Source organism: Flagellimonas iocasae, from assembly GCF_042682725.1.
GTDB classification, from domain to species: domain Bacteria; phylum Bacteroidota; class Bacteroidia; order Flavobacteriales; family Flavobacteriaceae; genus Flagellimonas; species Flagellimonas iocasae.
Genome location: NZ_JBHUHU010000002.1, coordinates 167,595 through 190,941, shown reverse-complemented (window position 1 = coordinate 190,941; position 23,347 = coordinate 167,595). Strand labels below are relative to the sequence as shown.

Annotated in this window: 20 protein-coding genes; 12 read left to right on the top strand and 8 right to left on the bottom strand. The window is 42.6% G+C overall.

Annotated elements, in window-relative coordinates; genetic code table 11:
- Nucleotides 1-1,068 (top strand): class II fructose-bisphosphate aldolase, encoded by a 1,068-nt coding sequence (gene fbaA / locus ACFSJE_RS06680; RefSeq protein WP_379830210.1) that lies wholly within the window; start codon nucleotides 1-3, stop codon nucleotides 1,066-1,068.
- Between the two features lie 28 nt (nucleotides 1,069-1,096).
- Nucleotides 1,097-1,957 carry an acetyl-CoA carboxylase, carboxyltransferase subunit beta gene (accD, locus tag ACFSJE_RS06675; protein WP_379830209.1) on the top strand — a complete coding sequence of 287 codons (861 nt, stop codon included), beginning with the start codon at nucleotides 1,097-1,099 and terminating at the stop codon, nucleotides 1,955-1,957.
- 43 nt (nucleotides 1,958-2,000) lie between these two features.
- Here accD and ACFSJE_RS06670 read toward each other — a convergent pair whose 3' ends face one another.
- Nucleotides 2,001-2,879: a hypothetical protein gene (locus tag ACFSJE_RS06670; protein WP_379830208.1), complete on the bottom strand. Its 879-nt coding sequence runs from the start codon at nucleotides 2,877-2,879 to the stop codon at nucleotides 2,001-2,003.
- Nucleotides 2,880-3,028: 149 nt separating this feature from the next.
- On the opposite strand from ACFSJE_RS06670, the gene rpsO reads away from it, so the two are divergent.
- From rpsO to ACFSJE_RS06655, 3 genes are all read left to right on the top strand, one after another.
- On the top strand, nucleotides 3,029-3,298 hold the full coding sequence (gene rpsO / locus ACFSJE_RS06665; RefSeq protein WP_207097665.1) for a 30S ribosomal protein S15: 270 nt from the start codon (nucleotides 3,029-3,031) through the stop codon (nucleotides 3,296-3,298).
- Between the two features lie 219 nt (nucleotides 3,299-3,517).
- Entirely contained in the window at nucleotides 3,518-5,755 is a 2,238-nt protein-coding gene (locus ACFSJE_RS06660; RefSeq protein ID WP_379830207.1) for a polyribonucleotide nucleotidyltransferase, read from the top strand.
- A 164-nt stretch (nucleotides 5,756-5,919) separates the two neighbouring features.
- The gene (locus ACFSJE_RS06655) at nucleotides 5,920-6,783 is read left to right on the top strand and encodes a sigma-70 family RNA polymerase sigma factor (protein ID WP_379830206.1); all 864 of its coding nucleotides are present in this window, start codon (nucleotides 5,920-5,922) and stop codon (nucleotides 6,781-6,783) included.
- Between the two features lie 182 nt (nucleotides 6,784-6,965).
- On the opposite strand, the gene ACFSJE_RS06650 is transcribed toward ACFSJE_RS06655, so the two are convergent.
- From ACFSJE_RS06650 to ACFSJE_RS06635, 4 genes are read right to left on the bottom strand one after another with little or no spacing between them, the layout of a single operon-like run.
- Entirely contained in the window at nucleotides 6,966-8,540 is a 1,575-nt protein-coding gene (locus tag ACFSJE_RS06650) for an aldehyde dehydrogenase (NADP(+)) (RefSeq protein WP_379830205.1), read from the bottom strand.
- A gap of 14 nt (nucleotides 8,541-8,554) precedes the next feature.
- Entirely contained in the window at nucleotides 8,555-9,388 is an 834-nt protein-coding gene (locus tag ACFSJE_RS06645; protein ID WP_379830204.1) for a fumarylacetoacetate hydrolase family protein, read from the bottom strand.
- 4 nt (nucleotides 9,389-9,392) lie between these two features.
- On the bottom strand, nucleotides 9,393-10,724 hold the full coding sequence (locus tag ACFSJE_RS06640; RefSeq protein ID WP_379830203.1) for a GntP family permease: 1,332 nt from the start codon (nucleotides 10,722-10,724) through the stop codon (nucleotides 9,393-9,395).
- 27 nt (nucleotides 10,725-10,751) lie between these two features.
- Nucleotides 10,752-12,473, bottom strand: coding sequence for an IlvD/Edd family dehydratase (locus ACFSJE_RS06635; RefSeq protein ID WP_379830202.1), 1,722 nt, complete (start codon nucleotides 12,471-12,473; stop codon nucleotides 10,752-10,754).
- 287 nt (nucleotides 12,474-12,760) lie between these two features.
- Here ACFSJE_RS06635 and ACFSJE_RS06630 point away from each other — a divergent pair, with 287 nt between their 5' ends.
- The 7 genes from ACFSJE_RS06630 (at nucleotide 12,761) to ACFSJE_RS06600 (ending at nucleotide 21,006) form a co-directional block, all read left to right on the top strand.
- A complete protein-coding gene (locus ACFSJE_RS06630) occupies nucleotides 12,761-13,852 on the top strand; it encodes a sensor histidine kinase (protein ID WP_379830201.1) in 1,092 nt (363 codons plus the stop codon).
- The gene (locus tag ACFSJE_RS06625; protein WP_379830200.1) at nucleotides 13,836-14,588 is read left to right on the top strand and encodes a LytR/AlgR family response regulator transcription factor; all 753 of its coding nucleotides are present in this window, start codon (nucleotides 13,836-13,838) and stop codon (nucleotides 14,586-14,588) included. Before ACFSJE_RS06630 ends, ACFSJE_RS06625 begins: the two co-directional genes overlap by 17 nt.
- A gap of 201 nt (nucleotides 14,589-14,789) precedes the next feature.
- Entirely contained in the window at nucleotides 14,790-17,000 is a 2,211-nt protein-coding gene (locus ACFSJE_RS06620; RefSeq protein ID WP_379830199.1) for a carbohydrate binding family 9 domain-containing protein, read from the top strand.
- 232 nt (nucleotides 17,001-17,232) lie between these two features.
- Nucleotides 17,233-18,507, top strand: coding sequence for a serine hydrolase domain-containing protein (locus ACFSJE_RS06615; RefSeq protein WP_379830198.1), 1,275 nt, complete (start codon nucleotides 17,233-17,235; stop codon nucleotides 18,505-18,507).
- Between the two features lie 63 nt (nucleotides 18,508-18,570).
- On the top strand, nucleotides 18,571-19,230 hold the full coding sequence (gene rpe / locus ACFSJE_RS06610) for a ribulose-phosphate 3-epimerase (protein WP_379830197.1): 660 nt from the start codon (nucleotides 18,571-18,573) through the stop codon (nucleotides 19,228-19,230).
- Nucleotides 19,230-20,213: a YpdA family putative bacillithiol disulfide reductase gene (locus tag ACFSJE_RS06605; protein WP_379830196.1), complete on the top strand. Its 984-nt coding sequence runs from the start codon at nucleotides 19,230-19,232 to the stop codon at nucleotides 20,211-20,213. Before rpe ends, ACFSJE_RS06605 begins: the two co-directional genes overlap by 1 nt.
- Nucleotides 20,214-20,256: 43 nt before the next feature.
- Nucleotides 20,257-21,006 (top strand): hypothetical protein, encoded by a 750-nt coding sequence (locus ACFSJE_RS06600; RefSeq protein ID WP_379830195.1) that lies wholly within the window; start codon nucleotides 20,257-20,259, stop codon nucleotides 21,004-21,006.
- Nucleotides 21,007-21,101: 95 nt separating this feature from the next.
- On the opposite strand, the gene ACFSJE_RS06595 is transcribed toward ACFSJE_RS06600, so the two are convergent.
- The 3 genes from ACFSJE_RS06595 to ACFSJE_RS06585 are packed head-to-tail and all read right to left on the bottom strand — an operon-like array spanning nucleotide 21,102 to nucleotide 23,343.
- On the bottom strand, nucleotides 21,102-22,145 hold the full coding sequence (locus ACFSJE_RS06595; protein WP_379830194.1) for an ATP-grasp domain-containing protein: 1,044 nt from the start codon (nucleotides 22,143-22,145) through the stop codon (nucleotides 21,102-21,104).
- Entirely contained in the window at nucleotides 22,142-22,870 is a 729-nt protein-coding gene (locus tag ACFSJE_RS06590; protein ID WP_379830193.1) for an NRDE family protein, read from the bottom strand. Before ACFSJE_RS06590 ends, ACFSJE_RS06595 begins: the two co-directional genes overlap by 4 nt.
- The gene (locus ACFSJE_RS06585; protein WP_379830192.1) at nucleotides 22,858-23,343 is read right to left on the bottom strand and encodes a DinB family protein; all 486 of its coding nucleotides are present in this window, start codon (nucleotides 23,341-23,343) and stop codon (nucleotides 22,858-22,860) included. The genes ACFSJE_RS06590 and ACFSJE_RS06585 overlap by 13 nt, the downstream gene beginning before the upstream one ends.
- Between the last annotated feature and the right edge of the window lie 4 nt (nucleotides 23,344-23,347).

Below are 23,347 nucleotides of genomic sequence, written 5' to 3'. Positions count from 1 at the left end.
ATGTCCCACAATATTAAACCGGGCGTTGCTACCGGTGATGAAGTACAGGCAATTTTCAAACACGCAAAGGAAAACGGGTATGCTCTTCCGGCTGTAAATGTCGTAGGATCCAATACCATCAATGCCGTAATGGAGACCGCTGCTTCATTAAACTCACCCGTCATCATTCAATTTTCAAATGGAGGAGCACAGTTCAATGCAGGAAAGGGACTTTCCAACGAAAACCAGAAAGCCGCAATTTTAGGAGCTGTCGCCGGTGCCAAACATATTCACCAATTGGCCGAGGCTTATGGCGCTACAGTAATATTGCACACCGACCACTGTGCCAAAAAATTATTGCCATGGATTGATGGACTTTTGGATGCCAGTGATGAACATTTCAAAGCTACTGGAAAACCATTGTTCAGTTCCCACATGATCGATTTGTCTGAGGAACCCATTGAAGAGAATATTGAAATTTGCAAGGAATACTTGGCTCGCATGAGCAAAATGGGTATGACTTTGGAGATCGAGTTGGGTGTTACCGGAGGCGAAGAAGATGGTGTTGACAATACCGATGTTGATGATTCTAAATTATATACCCAACCCGAAGAAGTGGCCTATGCCTATGAAGAACTTTCCAAAATAAGCCATAGATTCACAGTGGCCGCCGCATTCGGAAATGTTCACGGAGTATACAAACCCGGGAATGTAAAATTGACACCGAAAATCTTGAAGAATTCCCAGGAATTCATCTCTGAAAAATACGGTGTAGGGTACAATCATATCGATTTTGTATTCCATGGCGGCTCAGGTTCCACTTTAGAGGAAATTAGGGAAGCCATTGGGTATGGAGTCATTAAAATGAACATCGATACCGATCTACAATATGCCTTTTTAGTTGGAATAAGGGATTACATTCAAGGTAAATCCGCTTATTTGCAGGCTCAAATCGGAAATCCTGATGGAGATGACCAACCCAATAAAAAATTCTATGATCCAAGAGTTTGGCTCCGTGAAGGTGAAAAAACTTTTGTTGATCGATTGAAAAAGGCTTTTGAAGATTTAAATAACGTCAATACCTTGTAAACCCTTCGTTTAATTTAATTTTGATTGCATGTCGTCTTGGTTTAAAAGAAAGGAAAAAGGAATACAGACCTTAACAGAGGAGAAAAAAGACACCCCAAAAGGGCTTTGGTACAAATCTCCCACGGGTAAAATTGTTGAATCTGAAGACCTTGCCAAAAACTTCTACGTAAGTCCAGAGGATGATTACCACGTAAGAATTGGCAGCAAAGAATATTTTGAAATTCTTTTTGACGATAACAAGTTCAAGGAATTGGATGCTAATATGACTTCCAAGGACCCTTTGAAGTTTGTGGACACGAAAAAATATTCTGAGCGCTTAAAATCTGTTCAGCAAAAAACAGGTTTGAAGGATGCCGTCCGCACTGCAGTTGGAAAATCCATGGGAAATGAAATTGTGATTGCATGCATGGATTTCAATTTCATTGGAGGTTCCATGGGAAGTGTGGTAGGTGAAAAAATTGCACGTGCCATTGATGTCGCCAAAAAGAAAAAGATTCCGTTTTTGATGATTTCAAAATCGGGTGGCGCCCGTATGATGGAAGCTGCGCTTTCCCTAATGCAATTGGCAAAAACTTCAGCAAAATTGGCCCAATTGGCCGAAGCTAAAATTCCGTATATCTCGTTATGCACCGACCCAACAACTGGGGGAACCACAGCTTCCTATGCCATGTTGGGGGACATCAACATTGCGGAACCAGGGGCCTTGATTGGTTTTGCTGGACCTAGAATTGTAAAGGATACGGTTGGAAAGGACCTTCCTGAAGGATTTCAAACTTCAGAATTTTTGAAAGAGCACGGGTTCTTGGACTTTATCGTCCACCGAAGGGATTTGAAAAAACAGGTCAATCTTTATATCGATTTGATTACGAATCAACCGATAAGAGCATAAAAAAAGCCCCGAATATCGGGGCTTTTTCATTTCCAGTTCACCGCTAATTCCTAAAACGTCGCAAGAATATTTCCTGTTCGGTACCGTCCCCATAGGTCAAAGTACCCTTCGCATCACAACTACCATCCCCAAAATCCAAGCTAACGGTATTCCCAAACCTTGAAATTTCCAAAACACCGGTTACTATAAATCGACAAGACATTTCCCTGCGGAGCGGTGTAATAACTTCCTTTACAAATTCATTTCCTGCCCTGCTCACATAGGTGCGCTTTCCGGTAACCAGGAAGACATTATCGCCCCAAAAGCCGGTTCCGAAACCTTCAATCCATTCCCGGGTGCGGGTTCCTGTGTAAGATGTAGTATTTCCATCAGGCCAGGTTGAAGTGAAGTTGGCTTCGGACATGCCTTGCGGATTTCCATTTTCATTGGAACGGACACGCACAATACTTGCTGACCCTTCCACAGCCACTCCATTAAAAACAAAATCTTCCAAATTCAAGGTAATGGTGTTTGAAGCCGCTTCCATGTCAAGCGCATAGCTTAGATACACGCTTCCGCTAACGCTATTTCCATTGGGCATCTCGCAACCTTCCCCAAAATTCAGGGTAATATTTTTTGTAGTATCGGTAAGTTCAATGGTAACGATCGCACATTCTGGTAGATAGTCCGAATGATAATTGGCCTTGGAAGTTGTTGAAATTTCATCAGCCGCGTATATATCTTCGGCAATGGCGGTGATTTCTTCGGAAATCATCTCGGTTTCATCACTGAACTTTAGTTCAGTCGCTGAAATCACTTCCGTACTTGAGAGATCTTCACTGCTGGATTCCTCTTTACTGCATGAAGCAAAGGTTAAAAATAAAACTCCCATGAGCATGGAGGTTATTCCAACAGAATTCAAAGGATTAAGATTCTTTTTCATAATGATAAAATTTATGGTTTGGTGCTTGGACGGTCTAGAAATCAAAAGGTTTAATTCATCCATAAAATTCATGGATTCAAAAAAAGGATTATCTTTGCACGCTGATTGAAGGTCAATCAATACATAAAAATCATTTAAATAATATTGGAATGTATCTAACTAAAGAAGTAAAAGCCGAGATTTTCAAGAAACACGGCGGCTCTGAGAGCAACACCGGTTCTACGGAAGGGCAAATTGCATTGTTCACACACCGTATCAACCACTTGACTGAACACCTTAAAAGAAACCACAAAGATTACAACACTGAGCGTTCTTTGGTGGCATTGGTAGGTAAAAGACGTAGTCTTTTGGATTACCTAAAGAAAAAAGATATTGAAAAATACCGTTCTTTGATTAAAGAATTAGGTATCAGAAAATAAAAACGATGGGGAGGCTTTGGCTTCCCCTTTGTTTTAGTTGGACGGGCTCCAACAACCCTAAGTCCCAAGCTGCAAATTGGGCAAACACAAAAAGCTTCATATAGTTTTTCATTGGTCAGTGCCGAAAGGCCAACACAACAACAACACAACCCGACCGTCCGGATGGCGGTAGACCAAATGTTTAACGACCCGTTTTTTTGTACGGGTAAGATTATTTGTATGATTCCAGAAACTTTTAAAGAGGTCATAGACCTTGGTGACGGTAGAGAAATCTCTATTGAAACCGGAAAATTGGCAAAACAGGCCCATGGTTCTGTGGTTGTCCAATCAGGCAAGTGTATGTTGTTATGTACCGTTGTCTCCAATTATCAAGCTGCGGATGTGGACTTTTTGCCACTTACCGTTGATTATCGTGAAAAATTTGCCGCTGCTGGACGTTATCCTGGCGGATTCTTTAAACGTGAGGCCAGACCTAGCGATGGCGAGGTGTTGATCATGCGTTTGGTGGACAGGGTTTTGAGACCATTGTTCCCTAAAGATTATCACTCCGAAACTCAAGTGATGATCCAATTAATGTCTCACGACGAAAACGTAATGCCCGATGCGATGGCAGGTTTGGCCGCTTCTGCAGCCATTCAATTGTCCGATATTCCTTTTGAATGTCCAATTTCGGAGGTTCGCGTTGGTCGTATCGATGGCGAATTGATCATCAACCCAACCATGGAGCAATTGAAAAGTTCCGATATCGATATGGTCATCGGTGCTTCTGAAGATTCAGTAATGATGGTGGAAGGTGAGATGTCTGAGATTTCTGAAGAGGAAATGGTAGAAGCCATCAAATTTGCCCATGAAGCCATTAAAGTTCAATGTGCCGCTCAGGTAAAATTGGCCGAGGCTTTCGGTAAAAAAGAAACCAGAGAGTACGAACCAGAAGCTGAAGACGAAGAGCTTCAGAAAAAAGTTAAGGACTTGGCATATGATAAAGTATATGCCGTAGCCAAAGCTGGTTCTTCCAAAAAAGAGCGTAGCGAAGCTTTCGCCGCTATCAAGGAAGAAGTAAAAGCGACTTTCTCTGAAGAAGAATTAGAAGAAATTGGTGGTTTGGTATCCAAATATTACCACAAAGCTGAAAAAGAAGCTGTTCGTAACCTTACCTTGGAAGAAGGACTTCGTTTGGATGGTCGTAAGACAACCGACATTCGTCCTATCTGGTGTGAGGTAGATTACTTGCCAAGCGTACACGGTTCATCAATCTTTACACGTGGTGAAACCCAAGCTTTGGCAACTGTTACTTTGGGAACCTCAAGAGAGGCGAACCAAATTGACATGCCATCATACGAAGGTGAAGAAACCTTCTATTTGCACTATAACTTCCCTCCTTTCTCCACTGGTGAGGCACGACCCATTCGTGGTACTTCCCGTAGAGAGGTAGGTCACGGTAACTTGGCACAACGTGCCCTTAAAGGCATGATTCCTGCGGATTGTCCGTATACCGTTCGTGTGGTTTCCGAAGTATTGGAATCCAACGGCTCCTCCTCCATGGCAACAGTATGTTCCGGTACTATGGCATTGATGGACGCTGGGGTTCAATTGAAAAAACCAGTTTCTGGTATTGCCATGGGATTGATCACCGATACCGAAACCGGTAAATTTGCCGTTCTTTCCGATATTTTGGGTGATGAAGACCACTTGGGTGATATGGACTTTAAGGTAACTGGTACTGCTGATGGTATCACCGCTTGTCAAATGGACATTAAGGTAAAAGGACTTTCCTATGAAATTTTGGTAAAAGCCTTGATGCAGGCCAATGCTGGAAGGATGCATATCCTTAAGGAATTGACCGATACTATTGCTGAGCCAAGACCAGAGGTGAAATCCTATGCTCCAAAAATCATTACCAGAATTATTCCTGGTGAATTTATTGGTGCCCTTATTGGTAAAGGTGGAGAGGTTATCCAAGACCTTCAGAAGAAATCCAAGACCACCATTGTTATCAATGAAGATCCAGATACTGAAGAAGGTATTGTGGAAATCTTGGGTACCGACCAAGATGGCATCGATATGGTATTGAAGAAAATCGATTCATTAATGTTCAAGCCTGAAGTCGGCAGCATTTACGAAGTAAAAGTTATCAAAGTATTGGATTTTGGTGCTGTTGTGGAGTATATGGATGCCCCAGGAAACGAGGTATTGCTTCACGTTTCTGAATTGGCATGGGAACGTACCGAAAACGTAACAGATGTGGTAAACTTAGGAGATGTTATCGATGTGAAATACTTCGGTATTGATCCCAAGACCCGTAAAGAGAAAGTTTCCAGAAAGGCCTTGTTGCCAAAACCTGAAGGATACCAAGAAAGACCTCGCAACAATGACCGAGGTGGAGACCGAAGAGGTGGTGGAGACCGCAGAGGTGGAAATAGAGATCGAGATAGAGATAGAAAACCAAGGAGAGATTAATATTTTTCCAGTATGTATACCGAGAACCCCAGGAAATCCTGGGGTTTTCTGTTTTTAGGAAATTATTTACAAATAAATTTTACCAAATTGTAACATTTTGGTTTTTTCTACGTATAAACTAATGAGCTCCGGTTCAAAAAACTTAATTTGAAGGGAAAATTTAGATGAGACAGTTAAAAATTACAAAACAGGTTACCAACAGGGAAACCGCATCGTTGGACAAATACTTACAGGAAATCGGAAAAGTGGATTTGATCACTGCCGATGAGGAAGTGGAGTTGGCCCAGCGTATTAAAGCGGGTGACCAAGTAGCCTTGGAAAAATTAACTAAAGCCAACCTAAGGTTTGTGGTTTCTGTGGCAAAACAGTACCAAAACCAAGGATTGACCCTCCCTGATTTGATCAATGAGGGGAACTTGGGACTGATCAAGGCGGCACAGCGTTTCGATGAGACCCGTGGATTTAAGTTCATTTCTTATGCCGTTTGGTGGATTCGTCAATCCATACTACAAGCATTGGCTGAACAATCCCGTATCGTGCGTTTGCCATTGAACAAAATCGGTTCCATCAACAAAATCAACAAAACGTTTGCTTTCTTGGAGCAAGCACATGAGCGTGTACCTTCTGCAGAGGAAATTGCCAAAGAATTGGACATGACAGTGGAAGATGTGAAGCAATCTTTGAAAAACTCAGGTCGTCACGTATCCATGGATGCTCCTCTGATTGATGGTGAGGATTCCAACTTGTATGATGTATTGCGAAGTGGGGAATCTCCCAATCCAGATAGAGAGTTGTTGCACGAATCTTTACGCACTGAAATTGAGCGTGCTTTAGAAACCTTGACCCCCAGAGAAGCAGATGTAATCAGGCTTTACTTCGGTTTGGCCGGACAACATTCAATGACTTTGGAAGAGATTGGTGAAACTTTTGATTTGACTAGGGAGCGTGTTCGACAAATCAAGGAAAAGGCCATCAGACGCCTTAAACATACGTCTAGAAGTAAGATTTTAAAGACATATTTGGGGTAAATTGTGAAATTTACACTAACAAATTACAGTTAAACTAGTCTTAAATTGTTTTTTTGGCAGGAAAGTTGTAATTTGGATACCTACAACAGTTTATCATGACTGTTCGTTTTTTGATTGATGAATAAACTCCGGCTGATTACCGGAGTTTTTTCATTTTATACAATCAGGTTTTAGGGAGGTGTTTATCTCTTTTTCTCCCCATTGACCAATCTCATTATTTGTAATGGATTGCCCTGTTTCAATTCTGCAGGTAGAATGGCATCAGGGAAGTTTTGGTAGCATACTTGTCGAACAAAACGCTCAATAGCTTTCGTTCCAACAGAAGTAGACCTAGAATCAGTAGTTGCTGGATAAGGACCTCCGTGGACCATCGCATGGCATACTTCAACTCCAGTTGGGAATCCATTGATCAACAAGCGGCCCACTTTTTCCTCCAAAATATCGATAAGCTCTTTATTGTTCAACAAATCTTCCTCTGTACCGTGGATGGTCGCTGTTAGATGCCCATGAAGGTTTCGGGCTATTTCCAGCATTTCACTGTTATCAGAAGTATTCACCAATAAAGTTGATGGACCGAATACTTCTTCTTCCAATAAGGTATTGGACAAAAAGTTTTTACCCTCGGTCGCAAATAAATTGGCATTTCCATGATTTCCGCCGGCATCGGCACCTTTCGCCAAATATTCAACACCTTGCTGGGAAGACAATTCCTTTACACCGCCATCAAAAGCATTGTGAATACCTGAGGTAAGCATCGCCGATGAGTTGGATTCAGCCACCAAACTGGTCAATGAACTCTTAAACGCCTTGGTTTCCTCAGAATCGTGGGCAATGACCACTCCAGGATTGGTACAGAACTGACCTACACCTAAAGTGAAAGAGCCGTGCAATTGCTGACTGAGCTCTGCTCCTTTTTCGGCCATAGCTCCTGGCAAAATAAATACAGGATTGGTACTTCCCATTTCCGCGTACACTGGGATTGGGTTCATGCGTCTTGAGGCAGCATCAAACAATGCTTTACCACCTCTGAATGAACCTGTAAATCCAACTGCTTGGATACCGTTGTGCTCAATCAAGCCCATTCCCACTTCGTGGGAGATGCCATGCACCATGGAAAATACACCATCGGGCATTCCAGTTTTCTTGGCTGCTGTAATGATGGCTTCCGCTACCAATTCACAGGTTCCGGGATGTGCAGGGTGCGCTTTTACCACCACTGGGCAACCTGCTGCCAATGCACTGGCGGTATCTCCCCCAGCTACCGAAAATGCCAACGGAAAGTTACTGGCGCCAAAAACGGCCACTGGGCCTAATGGACGCAACATACTTCTAATATCCACTCGTGGTAGGGGTTGTCTGTCTGGCATGGCCTCGTCAATTCGCGCATCAACCCATGAACCTTCGCGTAACACGGTAGCAAACAATTTCATTTGCCCCACGGTTCTGCCTCTTTCACCAGTAATTCTGCCTTCTGGAAGACCGGTTTCTGCACAGGCCCGTTGCACCAATTGGTCGTCAAGTGCCAATATTTCATCAGCAATAGCATCCAAAAAAGCGGCTTTTTCGGCTCCAGATTTGTTTTTATAGACTTTGAAAGCCGTTACCGCCTTTTCAACGGCGGTGTTTATTTCTCCTTCAATGGCCTCTGTAAAAGCCGTTTCCAGATTTTCCCCAGTACTTGGGTTAATTCCATAATACGTGTTGGCCCCTAAGGCCGATTTCTCATTTCCTAGGTAATTCTTGCCTTGTAATTGCATGTTTTGGGATTAATTTATCCGATTGTGTTCGTTAAAGTTCCTATATTATCAATAGTGATATTGACCTCATCATCTTGCGCCAACGTAAAATCTGCGCCGGGCACAATACCTGTTCCTGTCATTAAAAAACAGCCGTGAGGATAGGTAGTATGTTTGTAAAGATACTGAACAATATCCTCAAACTTGCGTACAATCTGATCTATTCCGATTTCACCCGAGAAAACTGTCTTACCACCTCTAACGATTTCCAAATAAATCTTTGAATCCTGTGGGAAAGGCCCATCGCTCACATAAATACAAGGACCAATGGCGGCACTTCGGTCATAATTCTTTGCTTGCGGAAGATAGAGCGGATTTTCACCTTCAATACTTCTGCTGCTCATATCGTTACCGATGGTGTATCCCACAATTTTTCCGGTTGAAGTGATACAAAGTGTAAGCTCTGGTTCGGGTACATCCCAAGTTGAATCTTCCCGAATCGCCACTTTATCTAAATGACCAACAGCTCTGGCCGCAGTGGATTTAAAAAATAATTCAGGTCTCGCGGCATTATATACACGCTCATAAAAGTCGCCACCACCAGCTTCCTTGGCCTCTTCTTGACGTCCCATTTTACTGTTGTAATAGGTAACCCCAGTGGCCCAAATTTCTTGGTTTTCAATAGGTTTCAGCAAGTGGTCCGATATCAATTCCGGACCATTTTCGATAGGCTGATTTTGACTAACAACGGATTTGCACTTCTGAAAAAGGGAATCATCATTGATGAATTCATCCCAACTTGCGTCACTCAAGTAGTATTTGCCTTCTGCGTGAAGTACAATTCCTTTAGATGTTCGATAAATTTTCATGATTTTAATTTACAAATAGACTTATGATTAATACTGCAATTATTGAGGTCAATCCGATGACCAAGGTGCCCAAACTTTGAAGCTTGTATCCTTGGGCAACATTCATTCCACTCATTTGGGTCATCACCCAGAAAAAACTGTCATTGGCATGGGAAACCACCATGGAACCCGCACCGATGGAAACCACCAACAACGCTTTGTCCATTTCAGTTACCATTCCTAAACTGGCCATCATGGGTAGCATAATGGACGCTGTGGTAATCAAGGCCACCGTCGAGGAACCTTGTGCCAATTTTATGGCGGATGCAATCAAAAACGGCAGGAAAAAGCTAAGGTTCAAATCGCTCAAAGCATCTCCCATAACATTAGCTATCTCTGAATTCTGGAGCATCTTTCCAAAGACTCCACCAGCTCCCGTTATCAATAAAATATTGGCCGATTCCTTTAGGGCTTTTCCGACCCACCCCTCTGTAGATATTAATTCTTTTTTTAGCTTTTTGGGTAGTGAAAAAGCCAAAAACATTCCAATGACCAATGCGATGACCGGTTCTCCCAAAAACTGAAGAAACGACTGCCATCCAGCAATATCCTGTGCATCAATGGCTTTCATTCTTGAATTGATCATAATCAGAATAATGGGCACTACAATGGGCAATGAAGCCTTAAAAGCCGATGGAGCGGTTTTCATTTTCTCATCGATATGCTCTTGAGAAATATCTGGATTAGGCTCAATATAGGTTTTGGCGGCAAACTTTGTTGCAAATACCAGTGCAGCGACCAAGGCCACGATACTGATGGGAATGGCCAGGGCCAATACCAAGCCTAAATCGGCATCCAAAATCCCTGCTGCCGCAATTGGGCCGGGCGTTGGGGGTACCAAATTATGGGTCACGGTCAACCCTAAAGCCAAGGCAACCGCTGAACCCGCCAAACTTATGCCTGCCTTTTTGGACAAGCTCTTGTTCAGGGGTGAAAGCAAAATAAAGCCACTATCTGCATAAACGGGAATGGATACAAAGTATCCTAAAATCCCCATAGCTGCGGATACCCGTTTTTTTCCAACAATCTTTATGACCGCTTCCGCGAGGGCATAAGCGCCTCCTGTATTTTCCAAAAAGGCTCCAATAATGACTCCAAAAATGATGACCAATCCTATCTTACCGAGGGTTCCTCCAAAACCATCATTGACGGTCTCCAAAATGAGATTATAGTCCATTCCAGCTGCAAAACCAAAAAAGACCGCCACCATAAATAGCGCTAAAAAAGGGTGGAGCCGTAAGTAATTGACCATTAAAATAATTAGGGCAATACTCAAAAGTAAATAGACAACTAACATAAATGGATGGGTATTTTTGGGTGTTTATTAATGTAGGTCTCCTTTAACTTCGCTACCTGAGCCTCCTACCAAAATATCAAGGTCCGCCCCTTTTTCGGCTTGTTCCACATGGTTAAGGTAGATTTTCACATACCCTCTTTCGGTGTGAGGTTTGGGAGGTATCCAAGCTGCTCTTCTTTTTTCCAGTTCTTCTGGGGAAACATCAAGATGCAGACGTCTGTTCTCCACATCGAGTTCTATAAAATCCCCATTTTGAACCAAGGCCAGATTCCCTCCAATGGCCGATTCGGGTGAGACGTGCAAAACAACCGTTCCATAAGCAGTACCGCTCATCCTGCCATCCGAAATGCGTACCATATCCTTCACCCCTTGCATGATCAATTTTTCAGGGAGATCCACATTTCCTACTTCCGGCATACCGGGATAGCCTTTTGGACCCACATTTTGAAGCACAATCACACTATCCGCATCAATGTCCAAATTTGGGTCATCCACTCGAGCATGATAATCATCCATACTGGTAAATACCACGGCCTTACCTCGATGCTTCATCAATTCCGGCGTAGCCGCAGATGGCTTGATGACCGCACCATTTTCACATAAATTCCCTTTTAAGACTGCAATACCCGCCTCTTTTTGAAAAGGGGTATCGTACTTGGAAATCACTTCTTCATTGTAACAAACTGCTTTTTCACAGTTTTCTTGATGGGATTTGCCATTTGCCGTGACGGTTTTATGGAGTTTGGACTTTAATTCTTTCAGCACTACTGAAAGTCCACCTGCATAGAAATAATCTTCCATAAGGTGCTTTCCTGAAGGCATAAGGTTAACCAAAAGTGGAATTTTACTTCCGAGGTCATCAAAATCCTCCAATTTTAAGGGCACTCCCATTCTACCCGCAATTGCAATCAAGTGAATGATAAGGTTGGTGGAACCACCCACTGCTGCATTCACCACGATGGCATTTTCAAAAGCTTCACGAGTCAGTATTTTTGATAGGGTCAAATCTTCATTTACCATTTCCACAATTCGTCTTCCTGAAAGCTGGGCCATCACCTTTTTTCGGGCATCCACAGCTGGAATGGCAGATGCACCTGGCAAGGTCAACCCCAACGCTTCGGCCATGGTGGCCATGGTTGAGGCAGTTCCCATGGTATTGCAATGTCCCGCACTACGTGCCGCACATATTTCGGCTTCCAAAAAATCCTCTTCGGTGAACTTGTCCCTTTTCTGTTTTTCTTTGATCATCCAATTGAAGGAACCAGAGCCGATTTCACCTCCCCTAAACTTACCATTGAGCATGGGTCCACCAGGAACCACAATAGTAGGAAGGTCCACACTGCAAGCCCCCATAATGGTGGATGGGGTTGTTTTATCGCAACCTGTCAGTAACACAATTCCGTCAAGTGGGTTCGCACGAATGGATTCCTCCACGTCCATACTGGCCAAGTTTCTAAACAGCATGGTGGTGGGACGCATAATGGTTTCCCCAAGGGACATCACCGGAAACTCTAACGGGAATCCTCCAGCTTCCAAAACACCCTTTTTCACAATTTCAGCGAATTCCCGTAAATGTCCGTTGCATGGGGTCAACTCAGACCACGTATTACAAATTCCTATCACAGGGCGCCCTCTGAACATATCGTCTGGATAGCCTTGGTTTCGTAACCAAGAACGGTGCACAAAACCCATTTTGTCATTGCCACCAAACCACTCTTTGCTACGTAAGTTTTTCTTGTTTGTTTTCATTAATTTTTATGATTGTTTAAATATACTCAATCGATTGCGATAAAAATAAGCGGAATCATAGTCAAACAAAATAAATGACAACTGTTATTTCTTTATTTCATCTTTTGGATGAATTGACCATACTTCCTTTACGCTAATAATGGGGTGTTTTCGGGCTTAAACCTGTTGTCTACGTCGCTAAGCCTACAAACCTTATCCCTATTTCGTATTTTAACCTCAAAATTGTATTTGCCAACAAAATTTAGGGAGCCCATTCGCCATTTTTGCAGATACAAAGCGTCCGTGACATGATTGAAAAATTTTTCGGTACCCATCGCAGAATCTACTACCATATCCTCTTTTGGTTGGCCTATGTTTTGTTTTATACCATTTTTTGGGGGAGTTATGAGGGCAGCAACTATTTTGATGAAACCTTACAGTTATTGTTTCTACTGCCTTGGAAACTGATTCCCACTTATATTACCCTTTACTACTTGATGCCCAAGTACCTGTACCCCAAACGGACCACAATGTATATTCTGCTATCTATTTTGTTGGCCGTTTCCATGGCTTTGATAGATCGGTACATGAACTGGAGGTTTCTCTATCATTGGTTCAATGTAGAGGATGAACATTGGAAAGACCCCCTTTGGTACCTTCCAAAGGTGATTAACTCCATGCTGAGCGTTTACACCCCGGTCTTTGTGGCCATGTCCATAAAATTGCAACGGTTCTATTACAAAAAGGAACAAATCAACAAAGAGCTTGAAAAAGAAAAGATAGAGACCGAACTTAAATTTTTAAAAGCGCAAATCCATCCTCACTTTCTTTTTAATACCTTAAATAGTATTTACGCCCTATCTCTGGAGAAGTCTGCAAAGACCCCTGATGCGGTTCTTGGACTGTCCAAGTTTTTGGATTATATGCTCTATGATTGCAATGACCGTTTGATTTCTGTACAAAAGGAGTGGGAAGAATTGATGAACCTAGTGGCTTTGGAACAACTTCGCTATGGGGACAAACTCACCATTTCAACGCATTTTGAAAATGATGACATTGATAGTTATATTCCTCCATTGCTGCTTTTGCCTTTCGTGGAAAATGCCTTCAAGCATGGGGCAGATACGCTTTTGGACGATTCATTCATAACCATTAGGCTTAAATCTGATAACAAGCAACTTCGGTTCGTTGTGGAAAACAGTAAGGCTTCATCCCAAGAACGCGAAGAATTGGACGGGGACAAGAATATTGGTTTAAAGAATGTTAAACGCAGATTGGCGCTCTTTTTTCCCGACAAACATCATTTGGATATTCGGGAGGAACAGGACCAATTTTTGATTACATTGGAAATTGATCTAAGTGGAATAAATGTACAGTCGGTTTATGGAAAGAACGATTAGATGCATTATTGTGGATGACGAGCCATTGGCTCGAAAAGTATTGGTGAAACATGCCGATCAAATAGACAATTTGGAAGTTGTGGCGGTATGCACGAATGCCGTCGAGGCTTTTTGTCATTTACAAAAAGGGAATATCGACCTTGTTTTCTTGGACATTAAGATGCCAAAAATCAATGGATTGGAGCTTCTTGAATCCCTTAACCCTACTCCCTTGGTTGTGTTTACCACGGCATATCGCGAATTTGCCATCAAAGCTTTTGAACTTGACGCCATTGACTATCTATTAAAACCCATTTCCTTGGGTCGCTTTATGAAGACCATCACCAAAGCGAACAAATTTCTGAGTGGCCATCATGTTCATACAACTTTTGAAAATCAACCGCAATCAAAAGATGCTAAATCCGAATCAAAAACGGAACCTGAACTCCTTTATATTAAATCCCAACGGAAAACGGTGAAACTCGACCTATCCGAAATCCTTTATTTGGAAAGTCTAAATGATAAAGTGACCATCCACACCTCAACAGGAGAGATTCACACCACACAACGTATTGGTTATTTGGAGGAAAAACTGCCCAGCCACAATTTCTTGCGAATACACAGGTCTTTTATTGTGGCCTTGGACAAAGTCTCTGCATTTAATACCATAATGGCCGAGGTGGACGGCAAAGAACTCCCCATTGGCAGAAACTATCGATCACACGCCATGACAGTTTTGCAAGATCATCCCCACTAATTGTTCATGAACGCTGTTAAGCATTCCTTAAATCAGGCTTTACCGCATCTTATAGCACGCCAACAACATGCCAACAGTCATTTTCGGCACTAAACAGCCGTTGGATGTCATTTACTCCAAGATGCATGACATATCCAAAAACTGTTTGTCAAAGTAATCGGGGCTATAGTTCTTTGAGTATCATCAAAAAACGAACAGTCCATGAAAATTTTATGGTCACTGCTCTTTATCCTGCTAGTAACTGTTGGATTTTCCCAAAACGGGAAGGATACCAGAGCACTTTATCAATATCAAATTAAACCAACCACAAATTCCATTGTTCTGGATGGCGTAATCAGCGCCGATGAATGGTCCAATCATGATACAACTACGGGTTTCTTTAATCACTGGCCCGTTGATGAAGGTGAAGCCCGAAACAGGACGGAAGTAAAAATGACCTATGACGAACACCAATTTTATATCATGGCCAAATGCTATGATCAGGGGAAAAGAATTGTGCAGTCTTTGGTACGGGACAATGACGAGGATTTTTGGGGCAGTGACAATTTTACGATTGCCCTAGACCCTGTAAACACCAAGCAAAGTGGCTTTATGTTTGGGGTGACTGCGGGTGGAGCTGAAATAGAAGGTACCTTGACCCTGGAAGGGTCGCAGACGTATAGTTCAGAGAATTGGGACAACAAATGGGCCTCCAAGGTGGTCCAGTATGAAGATCATTGGGTGGTAGAGGTTTCAATTCCTTTTAAAACGCTTAGGTACAATGCTAATCAAAATGAATGGGGCATTAATTTTATCCGTGGAGACAAAAGCAACAATGTGTACACGACATGGACACAATTTCCCGTAAATTTTAATGCGGTTGGTATGAATTACATGGGATCTTTAGTTTGGGACCAAAGTCCTGAAAAAGCCAAAGGAACCTTTATTTTAAATCCTTATGTCACGTCTTCATCGCTCCGGGATTATGAAAACAGTGAACAAACCGAAGCCGAATTGACGAGCGATTTGGGCGGGGATGTAAAGGTAGCGCTGACCAGTAATTTGAATCTGGATTTAACCTTGTTTCCCGACTTTTCGAATGCTGATGTGGACCAACAGGTAACCAACATTACCCGCTTTGATATTTTCTTACCGGAACAACGGAATTTTTTCCTCGAAAACAACGACATCTTCGCCAACTTCGGAACCTATGATATCAAGCCGTTCTTTTCCCGAAGAATAGGCATCAATGAAGGTGAGGCCATTCCCATTGACTTTGGTGGAAGACTTACAGGAAATATCACACCGAACCTTCGCATGGGAATCATGAATGTACAAACCCGCCGTACCGAAGAATTTGCTGCGCAAAATTACAGTGTGGCCGCTTTTCAACAAAAAGTACTCAAACGCTCTGTGGTCAAGGGGATTTTTATCAATCGACAGGCCACCAGCAACACCTTGGACATGGAATACTCCAGAAATCTAGGGCTTGAATTCAGCTATGTGTCCGAAAGCGGTAGACTCAACAACACCTTCATGTATCATACCTCATTGACTCCAGAAAATTTTGACGACACCTACTTTTATGGATTCGAGGGAACCTACAGTTCCAAAAAATTTAGAACTGGATGGACCTTGAATGTGGTAGGAGAAAACTACCTTACGGAATTAGGGGTAAATCCCAGACTGGAAAATTATAATGCCGAAACAGACAAGACCATCCGTGTAGGTTACACGCTTATAAATCCATGGGTCCGCTATCTCTTTTTTCCCAAAGGTGACGACCGAAAAATCAATTATCATGGCCTGCGCACATGGCATATGATGTATTTAAATCCCGATGGCAGCCTTAACGAGATTGAAGATAACCTTGCCTACGACTTTGAGTTTCAAAATACCTCAAAACTGAATCTTATTGGCCGTTATCAAGAAGTAAACCTCATGTTTCCTACCTCCCTGATTGGAGACGAGTTTGACCCAATTCCTGTTGGTAACTATGACTTTACAAGATTTGATGTGCAATATCGCTCCGATGAGCGTAAGACCTTTGTTTGGAATACCCTGGCCGGATATGGGAGTTTCTATAATGGCACTCGTCTTGGGGCCATGGTTCAAGGTTCATTCCGGTTTCGGCCATGGGGCACTTTTGGGCTGACCTATGACTACAATGACATTCGTTTGGCGGACGGCTATGGAAGCAAAAACCTTCATTTGGTTCGATTCAATGGTAACATCAGCTTTTCCAATAAGCTATTTTTCACTAATGTACTTCAGTACACCTCCAGAAACGATAATTTCAGTGCCTTTTCACGACTGCAATGGCGATATAGCCCCATGTCAGATATCTTTCTGATCTACAACGAAAACCATGATACAACAGGACTGGGCATTAAAAACAGGTCCATTGTGCTCAAGGTCACCTATTGGTTATAGAGGTCTCACCAAAATTGCCAAAACATCCTTAAACCGGTCATTTTCGCAATCGATTGAGAAAATATCAGGGATTGAGTCGTTATTTCTCTAAAACAATCAGGATGAACTTGTTATATTTTTGATTTTTAGAAGATAAAGGTTGTTGGATGTTCAAATATTTGGCTACCTTTCTTCTCTCATAAAATCGATTTGTTTACCTCCAAAGCCTAACAAATTTTAACCAATGCACATAATGAAACAAACTGTATCCCTATTATTCGTGGGTCTACTTTTCTTTGCATCCTGCAAAAAACAAGAACCGGAGGTCCATAATCTAGTTGATGAAACTGTAAAAACACGTATTGATTCCACCCTACAAAGTTTTGTGGATATGGGTGATGTCGCCGGAACTTCTGCCTTGATTTTTGAAAAAGGTAAAGAAGTCTATTACAATGCCTTCGGCTATGCCGATTTGAAGAACAAAAAACCCATGGAACGCAATACCTTGGTGCAAATCTACTCCATGACCAAACCCATTACCGGTACGGCGTTGATGACGTTGTATGAGGAAGGCAAGTTCCAATTGGATGATCCTTTGGAAAAGTATGCCCCGGAATTTGCCAATATGCAAGTTTACACCGGTTATGATTCCATTGCCGGTGAAATGATTTTGGAACCCGCAAAACGTCCCATCACCATTCGTGATATCACAAGACATACCGCTGGTTTTTCGGGCCGAAGAGACCTTCCTGGATTGGGCGAAGCCATCGCCGAAGCAGATGCTTTGAACCGTGAAAATACACTAGCCGATATGGCCAAAAAGTTGAGTACTGTTCCATTAGGCTATCAACCCGGCGAGCATTGGGAATATGGCATCTCCGTTGATGTGCAGGCCTATTTGGTAGAACTTCTTTCTGGTCAGCCCTATGCGGAATATGTGCAAGAGCATGTTTTAGATCCTTTAAAAATGAACGATACGCAGTATGTTGTCCCAGAATCGAAGCGCAACAGAATGTCTTCGGCTTATAGACGTAGTGGGGATTCCTTGATTCAATTACCTAATGAGGAAGCTCACGCATACAACTACAAAAAATGGCCGTTGACGGCAGGGGGTTGGGGACTTACTTCTACCTTAGATGATTATATGCGTTTTGCACAAATGTTGGTCAACAAAGGAACCTTGGAAGGTGTTCAGATATTGGATTCAAGTACGGTGAAACTTATGGCCACCAACCATTTGGATGAAAGCATTGAAGAACGGTCCTGGCTCCCGAACAAGGGTCAGGTAGGTTTTGGGATTGACTTCGCGGTACGGTTACGACCACCAGCTTCGGTAGAAGAAAACAATGGAGTGGTTGGTGAATTCTTTTGGGACGGTGCTGCCACAACTTTATTTTGGGTTGATCCCGTCAATGATCTAACTGCTGTTTTCTTTGTACAAGTGCTCCCTCATTATGGAATATTGCACAAAAAATTCAGGGATGCGGTTTATGGACCTGTCACCTTGGAAGAAAGCCCGGCTGAATAGGTTTCAATCGTAGGGTAAAGCGCAACATTTCACTACCTTTGTGGGGAATTAGTTGATTCTTACATGAGCAAAAAGATAATTGCACCTTCCCTACTGGCATCAGATTTTGCCAATTTACAGCGCGATATTGAAATGGTGAACCAAAGTGAGGCCGATTGGTTTCACTTGGATATCATGGATGGTGTTTTTGTGCCCAACATTTCTTTTGGAATGCCGGTGGTGAAAGCTATTGCCAAACATGCCAAGAAAACCTTGGACATGCACCTGATGATTATTGACCCTAATCGGTACATTAAAACGTTTGCCGACCTTGGGGTGCATAACCTTACGGTTCATTACGAAGCGTGTCCCCATTTGCACAGAACCCTTCAGGCCATAAAAGCCGAAGGCATGAAGGCCGGGGTGGCCATGAATCCGCATACCTCCATTCACTTGTTGGAAGATATCATCCAAGAAGTTGATATCGTCAATTTGATGAGTGTAAACCCAGGTTTTGGCGGACAGTCCTTTATTGAGCATACGTATAAAAAGGTGACTGACCTCAAAAATCTCATCCAACAGAAAAATTCCAATGCCTTAATTGAAATTGATGGTGGGGTAAACGCGACCAATGCCAAAAAATTAGTGGATACAGGTGTGGATATCTTGGTAGCGGGCAATTTTGTCTTTTCAAGTAAGAATCCAATCCAAACCATTAAAGATCTAAAAGAAGAGATTGCGTAATGCAAGAATTTGATGTTGTCATCATTGGAGGCGGGCCCATTGGCATTGCCTGCGGTCTAGAGGCCAAAAAGCAAGGGTTTACCTATATCATCATTGAAAAAGGGCCCATTGTAAATTCCTTGTTCAATTACCCAGTGAACATGCAGTTTTTTTCCTCTTCGGAAAAGCTGGAGATTGATAATATTCCTTTTATCAGCAAAGAAGCCAAACCCAAGCGAAATGAAGCTTTGGAATACTACCGCCGAATCGTAACTTCCAACGATTTGAATATCCATCTCTTTGAAAAAGTATTGGAAGTCGAGAAAGTCGACGAATCTTTTACGATAGAAACGGACAAAGACCAGTACAAAGCCAAAAATGTCATTGTGGCGACAGGCTTCTACGATCTACCCAACAAAATTAAGGTACCCGGAGAGGATTTGCCCAAGGTTTCACATTATTACAATGACCCCCATTTTTATGCCAGTCAAAAATTAGCGGTTGTCGGTGCAAGCAACTCGGCCATTGATGCCGCTTTGGAATGTTGGCGAAAAGGCGCGGAGGTCACCTTGATCATTCGCGGTCCAGAAGTGGGTCAACGGGTTAAATATTGGGTACGCCCCGATATCATCAACCGGATTGAGGAAGGTAGCATCAAAGCCTATTACAATTCCACTGTAAAAGAAATCAAACCACATGAAATTGTTTTGGACACACCCGAAGGTGAAGTGACCCTTGCCAACGATTTTGTCTTGGCCCTGACCGGCTATATGCCCAATTTTAAGTTTTTAGAAAAACTGGGCATTCAACTTTCAGAAGATGAAAAGCGATTGCCCTCCTACGACCCAGAAACCATGGAAACCAATATTCCAGGGCTATTTTTGGCCGGTGTTATCTGTGGCGGAATGGAAACCCACAAATGGTTCATTGAAAATTCAAGAATCCATGCGCCCATTATTATGAAGACCATAAAGGAGAAGCAATTGGTTAGAAAGGATTCCTAAAACCACTTAAATTTTGTATTTTCAGGGGACACACTTTGTCACCATGAAAATGTTTCAGCAATTCCATTTAGCATCCCAATATCTGGCCATGGCCGGGAAAAGTTTTCTGGAACACTTGGAAGACGACAGCCATACCAATATGGGATTTTCCATCACTGAAAAAAGTCTATGGACCTGGCCATTGGACAATTCTGGAACACAATTGGGGTTGAACTACACCACCTTCAGTCTGGAATGGAAAACCACCACGCCCCAACTCCTTTCCCTAAAGGGAAAAACGCATGATGACGTGGTAGCATGGCTCAAAAACATGGCTAAAGCTTCCTATTTCACTAAACCTTACGAATACAATCTACATTACAAGCTGCCCTATTCCATGGATGAAACCGATACCTTTGAAGTGAGCAGTGATACCGAAGTAAAAGAATTGATTCATTTGCGGACTTTAGCCCAAAATGTATTGGGTGCTTTTTTAAACGAACAAAATTTAAAATCTGAAATTCGGGTGTGGCCCCATCATTTTGACACAGGTGCCTTTGGACATTTGCACGATGGTTCGGGAAAATCCATGGGTCTCGGACTTGCCATTCCAGATAATCTGGTGAACGACTTCTATTTTTATATCAGCGGGTACCGTGGTAGCACCAACTTGCGTACTTGGGCTTTTGAACCTTTGTCGTATGGAAAATGGATAAACAATGGTTTTAAAGGTGCCGTCTTAGCTGCTTCCGAAGCAACGGAGGAAATGGGGTTGGAATTTTTTAGGGAAGCGTTGGAGGCATACAAGAAATAGAGTTATTCAATTTGATGTCATTCCGAACGAAGCATGAGGAGGAATCTCCTTTCAGATTTCTCGTCGCTCGTTCCTCGCTTTGTCGAAATGACCACTTAAATCATCCGAATCTGGGCTTCCAAAGCATGGTGTTCCCGGAGCATGGCCCGTCCCCCTTTAAAACTCAAGTAGGAATGCCCCATTTTGTGATTAAGGATGCTTACCTCGTTCATAAAACCCCAATGTTTGGTAATTTCACGCCACGCAAAAAAGAGGGAATGTTTGGGGTCGTAAATATGGGTAGCCTCACCCCCAGCCCCATTGATTTCAATGACACTGAAATTTTTGCCTTCGCACAGTTCTTCAAACGAGTTGTGGAGCACATCCAAACGCCCATAATGGAACCCTTTCATTTGGGAACAGATACCATCTATGATTTCTTCCAAATCAGCATTCAACCTGTGGGTGATGTCCACAAACTTGGCACCTCGTGTATGACTTCCGTAGGGCACCAAAATAAATTCCTCATCTTCGGGCAGGACATTGTTCAGCTGCTCCCCAAATTTTTGTTCGAGGGCCTTGAGCTGTAAATGGCTTCGTGGATTCTTTTTAATCAATTCCACCAACGTGCTTTTTCCATCACCAATTACCGAAAGAAACTCCTTGGAGACGATTCCAGTTACCCTTCCTTTCTCCTCTCCTGGTTTTCGTACATAAAAAATACCCAATTCCTTGGTAAAGGGAATGAGTTCCTGCACCAAAAAGTGGGAAGGCGTTCGACGTAAATATCGTCTAAACTCATCTTTATTGTGAATTTTATCCACCCCGAAGGCCTTCATTCCGATATCAGGTTTTGCGATGAAAGGAAAACCTATATCCGAATCCAAAATACGTTCCAGCGCATGGTCTGCTTTTTCATTCTGGGTGATAAAAACTGTTTTGGGAATGAACTGCTGCGGAATCATTTTATAGATTTCCATTTTGGATTCCATGGCCATACCCCCATTTTTCATCGATGGATTTGCGGCATTAAAAAAGAAAAAGGAACGTGCCTTTATGGAATAGTACAGCCACACCGGAAACAGGGGGTAGTAGATGGCCCATAGCGGCCAATATTCCCAATGGGTGAGCTTATGCCATTTTAATTTTAACGAACTCATTTTACCGAAACTGAAAGTGAATCATTGGCGGAAAAGGGCACCTCGTAGGTAGTATCATTCAGCAAATCAATATGGCGCATCAAGGTTTCTTCAGGCTCAATTACCGCTTGGGTCACACTGAATGTCTTTAGGCCTGTTTCCCGGTCAATAATGAACCCATTTTCAAAATCTTCATGGTTGTTGGAATGAAAATCCACCACATCTGAAGCTTCTATTTGGTTTGCTTCCTTCAAAAATGTATTGAATAAAGCTGCTCTTTTGGCAATTATAGCATCATTGTACAAGGTTACGGAAGACCAAATATGGTCTTGGGTCTTATCCAAGGGTGTAAAGTATTTTTGATTACCATCCCAGCGGAATTCCAACAGACTTCCGTTGAGCAAAATCAAGGTAAATGGTTCTATGTTGAACAAATCCATTTGCTGAAGGGTCATTTCGGGATTGAGGGAGCTTATGACATCCAACAAGACTAACCCCCTGCTTTTGGCATAATTTCCTTTAGACTGATGACGAACATAAGCACCGTTCAACAAAACGGAGACCACTCCGTATTCATTAAGGGCGAACCATGTTCCCCCGGCCTTGGGGTCTTTAGGAAATAACACTTTTACATCGTTGATGGTTTCCTCCTGAGGCTTGTAGGCCAACGGGCGGGAAATATGTTCATCCCGATTGGAGGTGATAAAAGAACGATTGTTGCGCGAAATAAAACTTACTGTGCACATGCTTGTCTGTGTTGCATGGTTGATGGAGCTACCCCAAATGATTCTGGAAGTTGAATGGTTGTAAAATGTTCGATACCCACTTTAATGAGCGCGTGGTGATGAATGGTATGTTCCAGATTGTACATGACTTCCCTAAAGTAATTGGAGTCCAAACACGTTTCTGTATCTCCCAATTCGTAGGTGACCTTAACGGGTTTATTGGGCTTTTCCAATTGGGTTTGAATCAATTTTAATTGTTCAACAGCATAAGAAAGCTCGTTCTCTATCTTAAGGTTGCGTTCCCTACGGTCATAAGAGACATCGGCATTATCATAACCCTGAATCAAACAAAGGTAAAGTTCAATAATGTGCCGGGTATGCTGACCAATACTGGAATTGGACAACACTTTACATGACTGCGCATAACAATCCTCCGGAAGTTCCAAAAGGATTTGCTTAAACTGCTCAAGGGTATCTATGGAAGATTTGAACATGGTG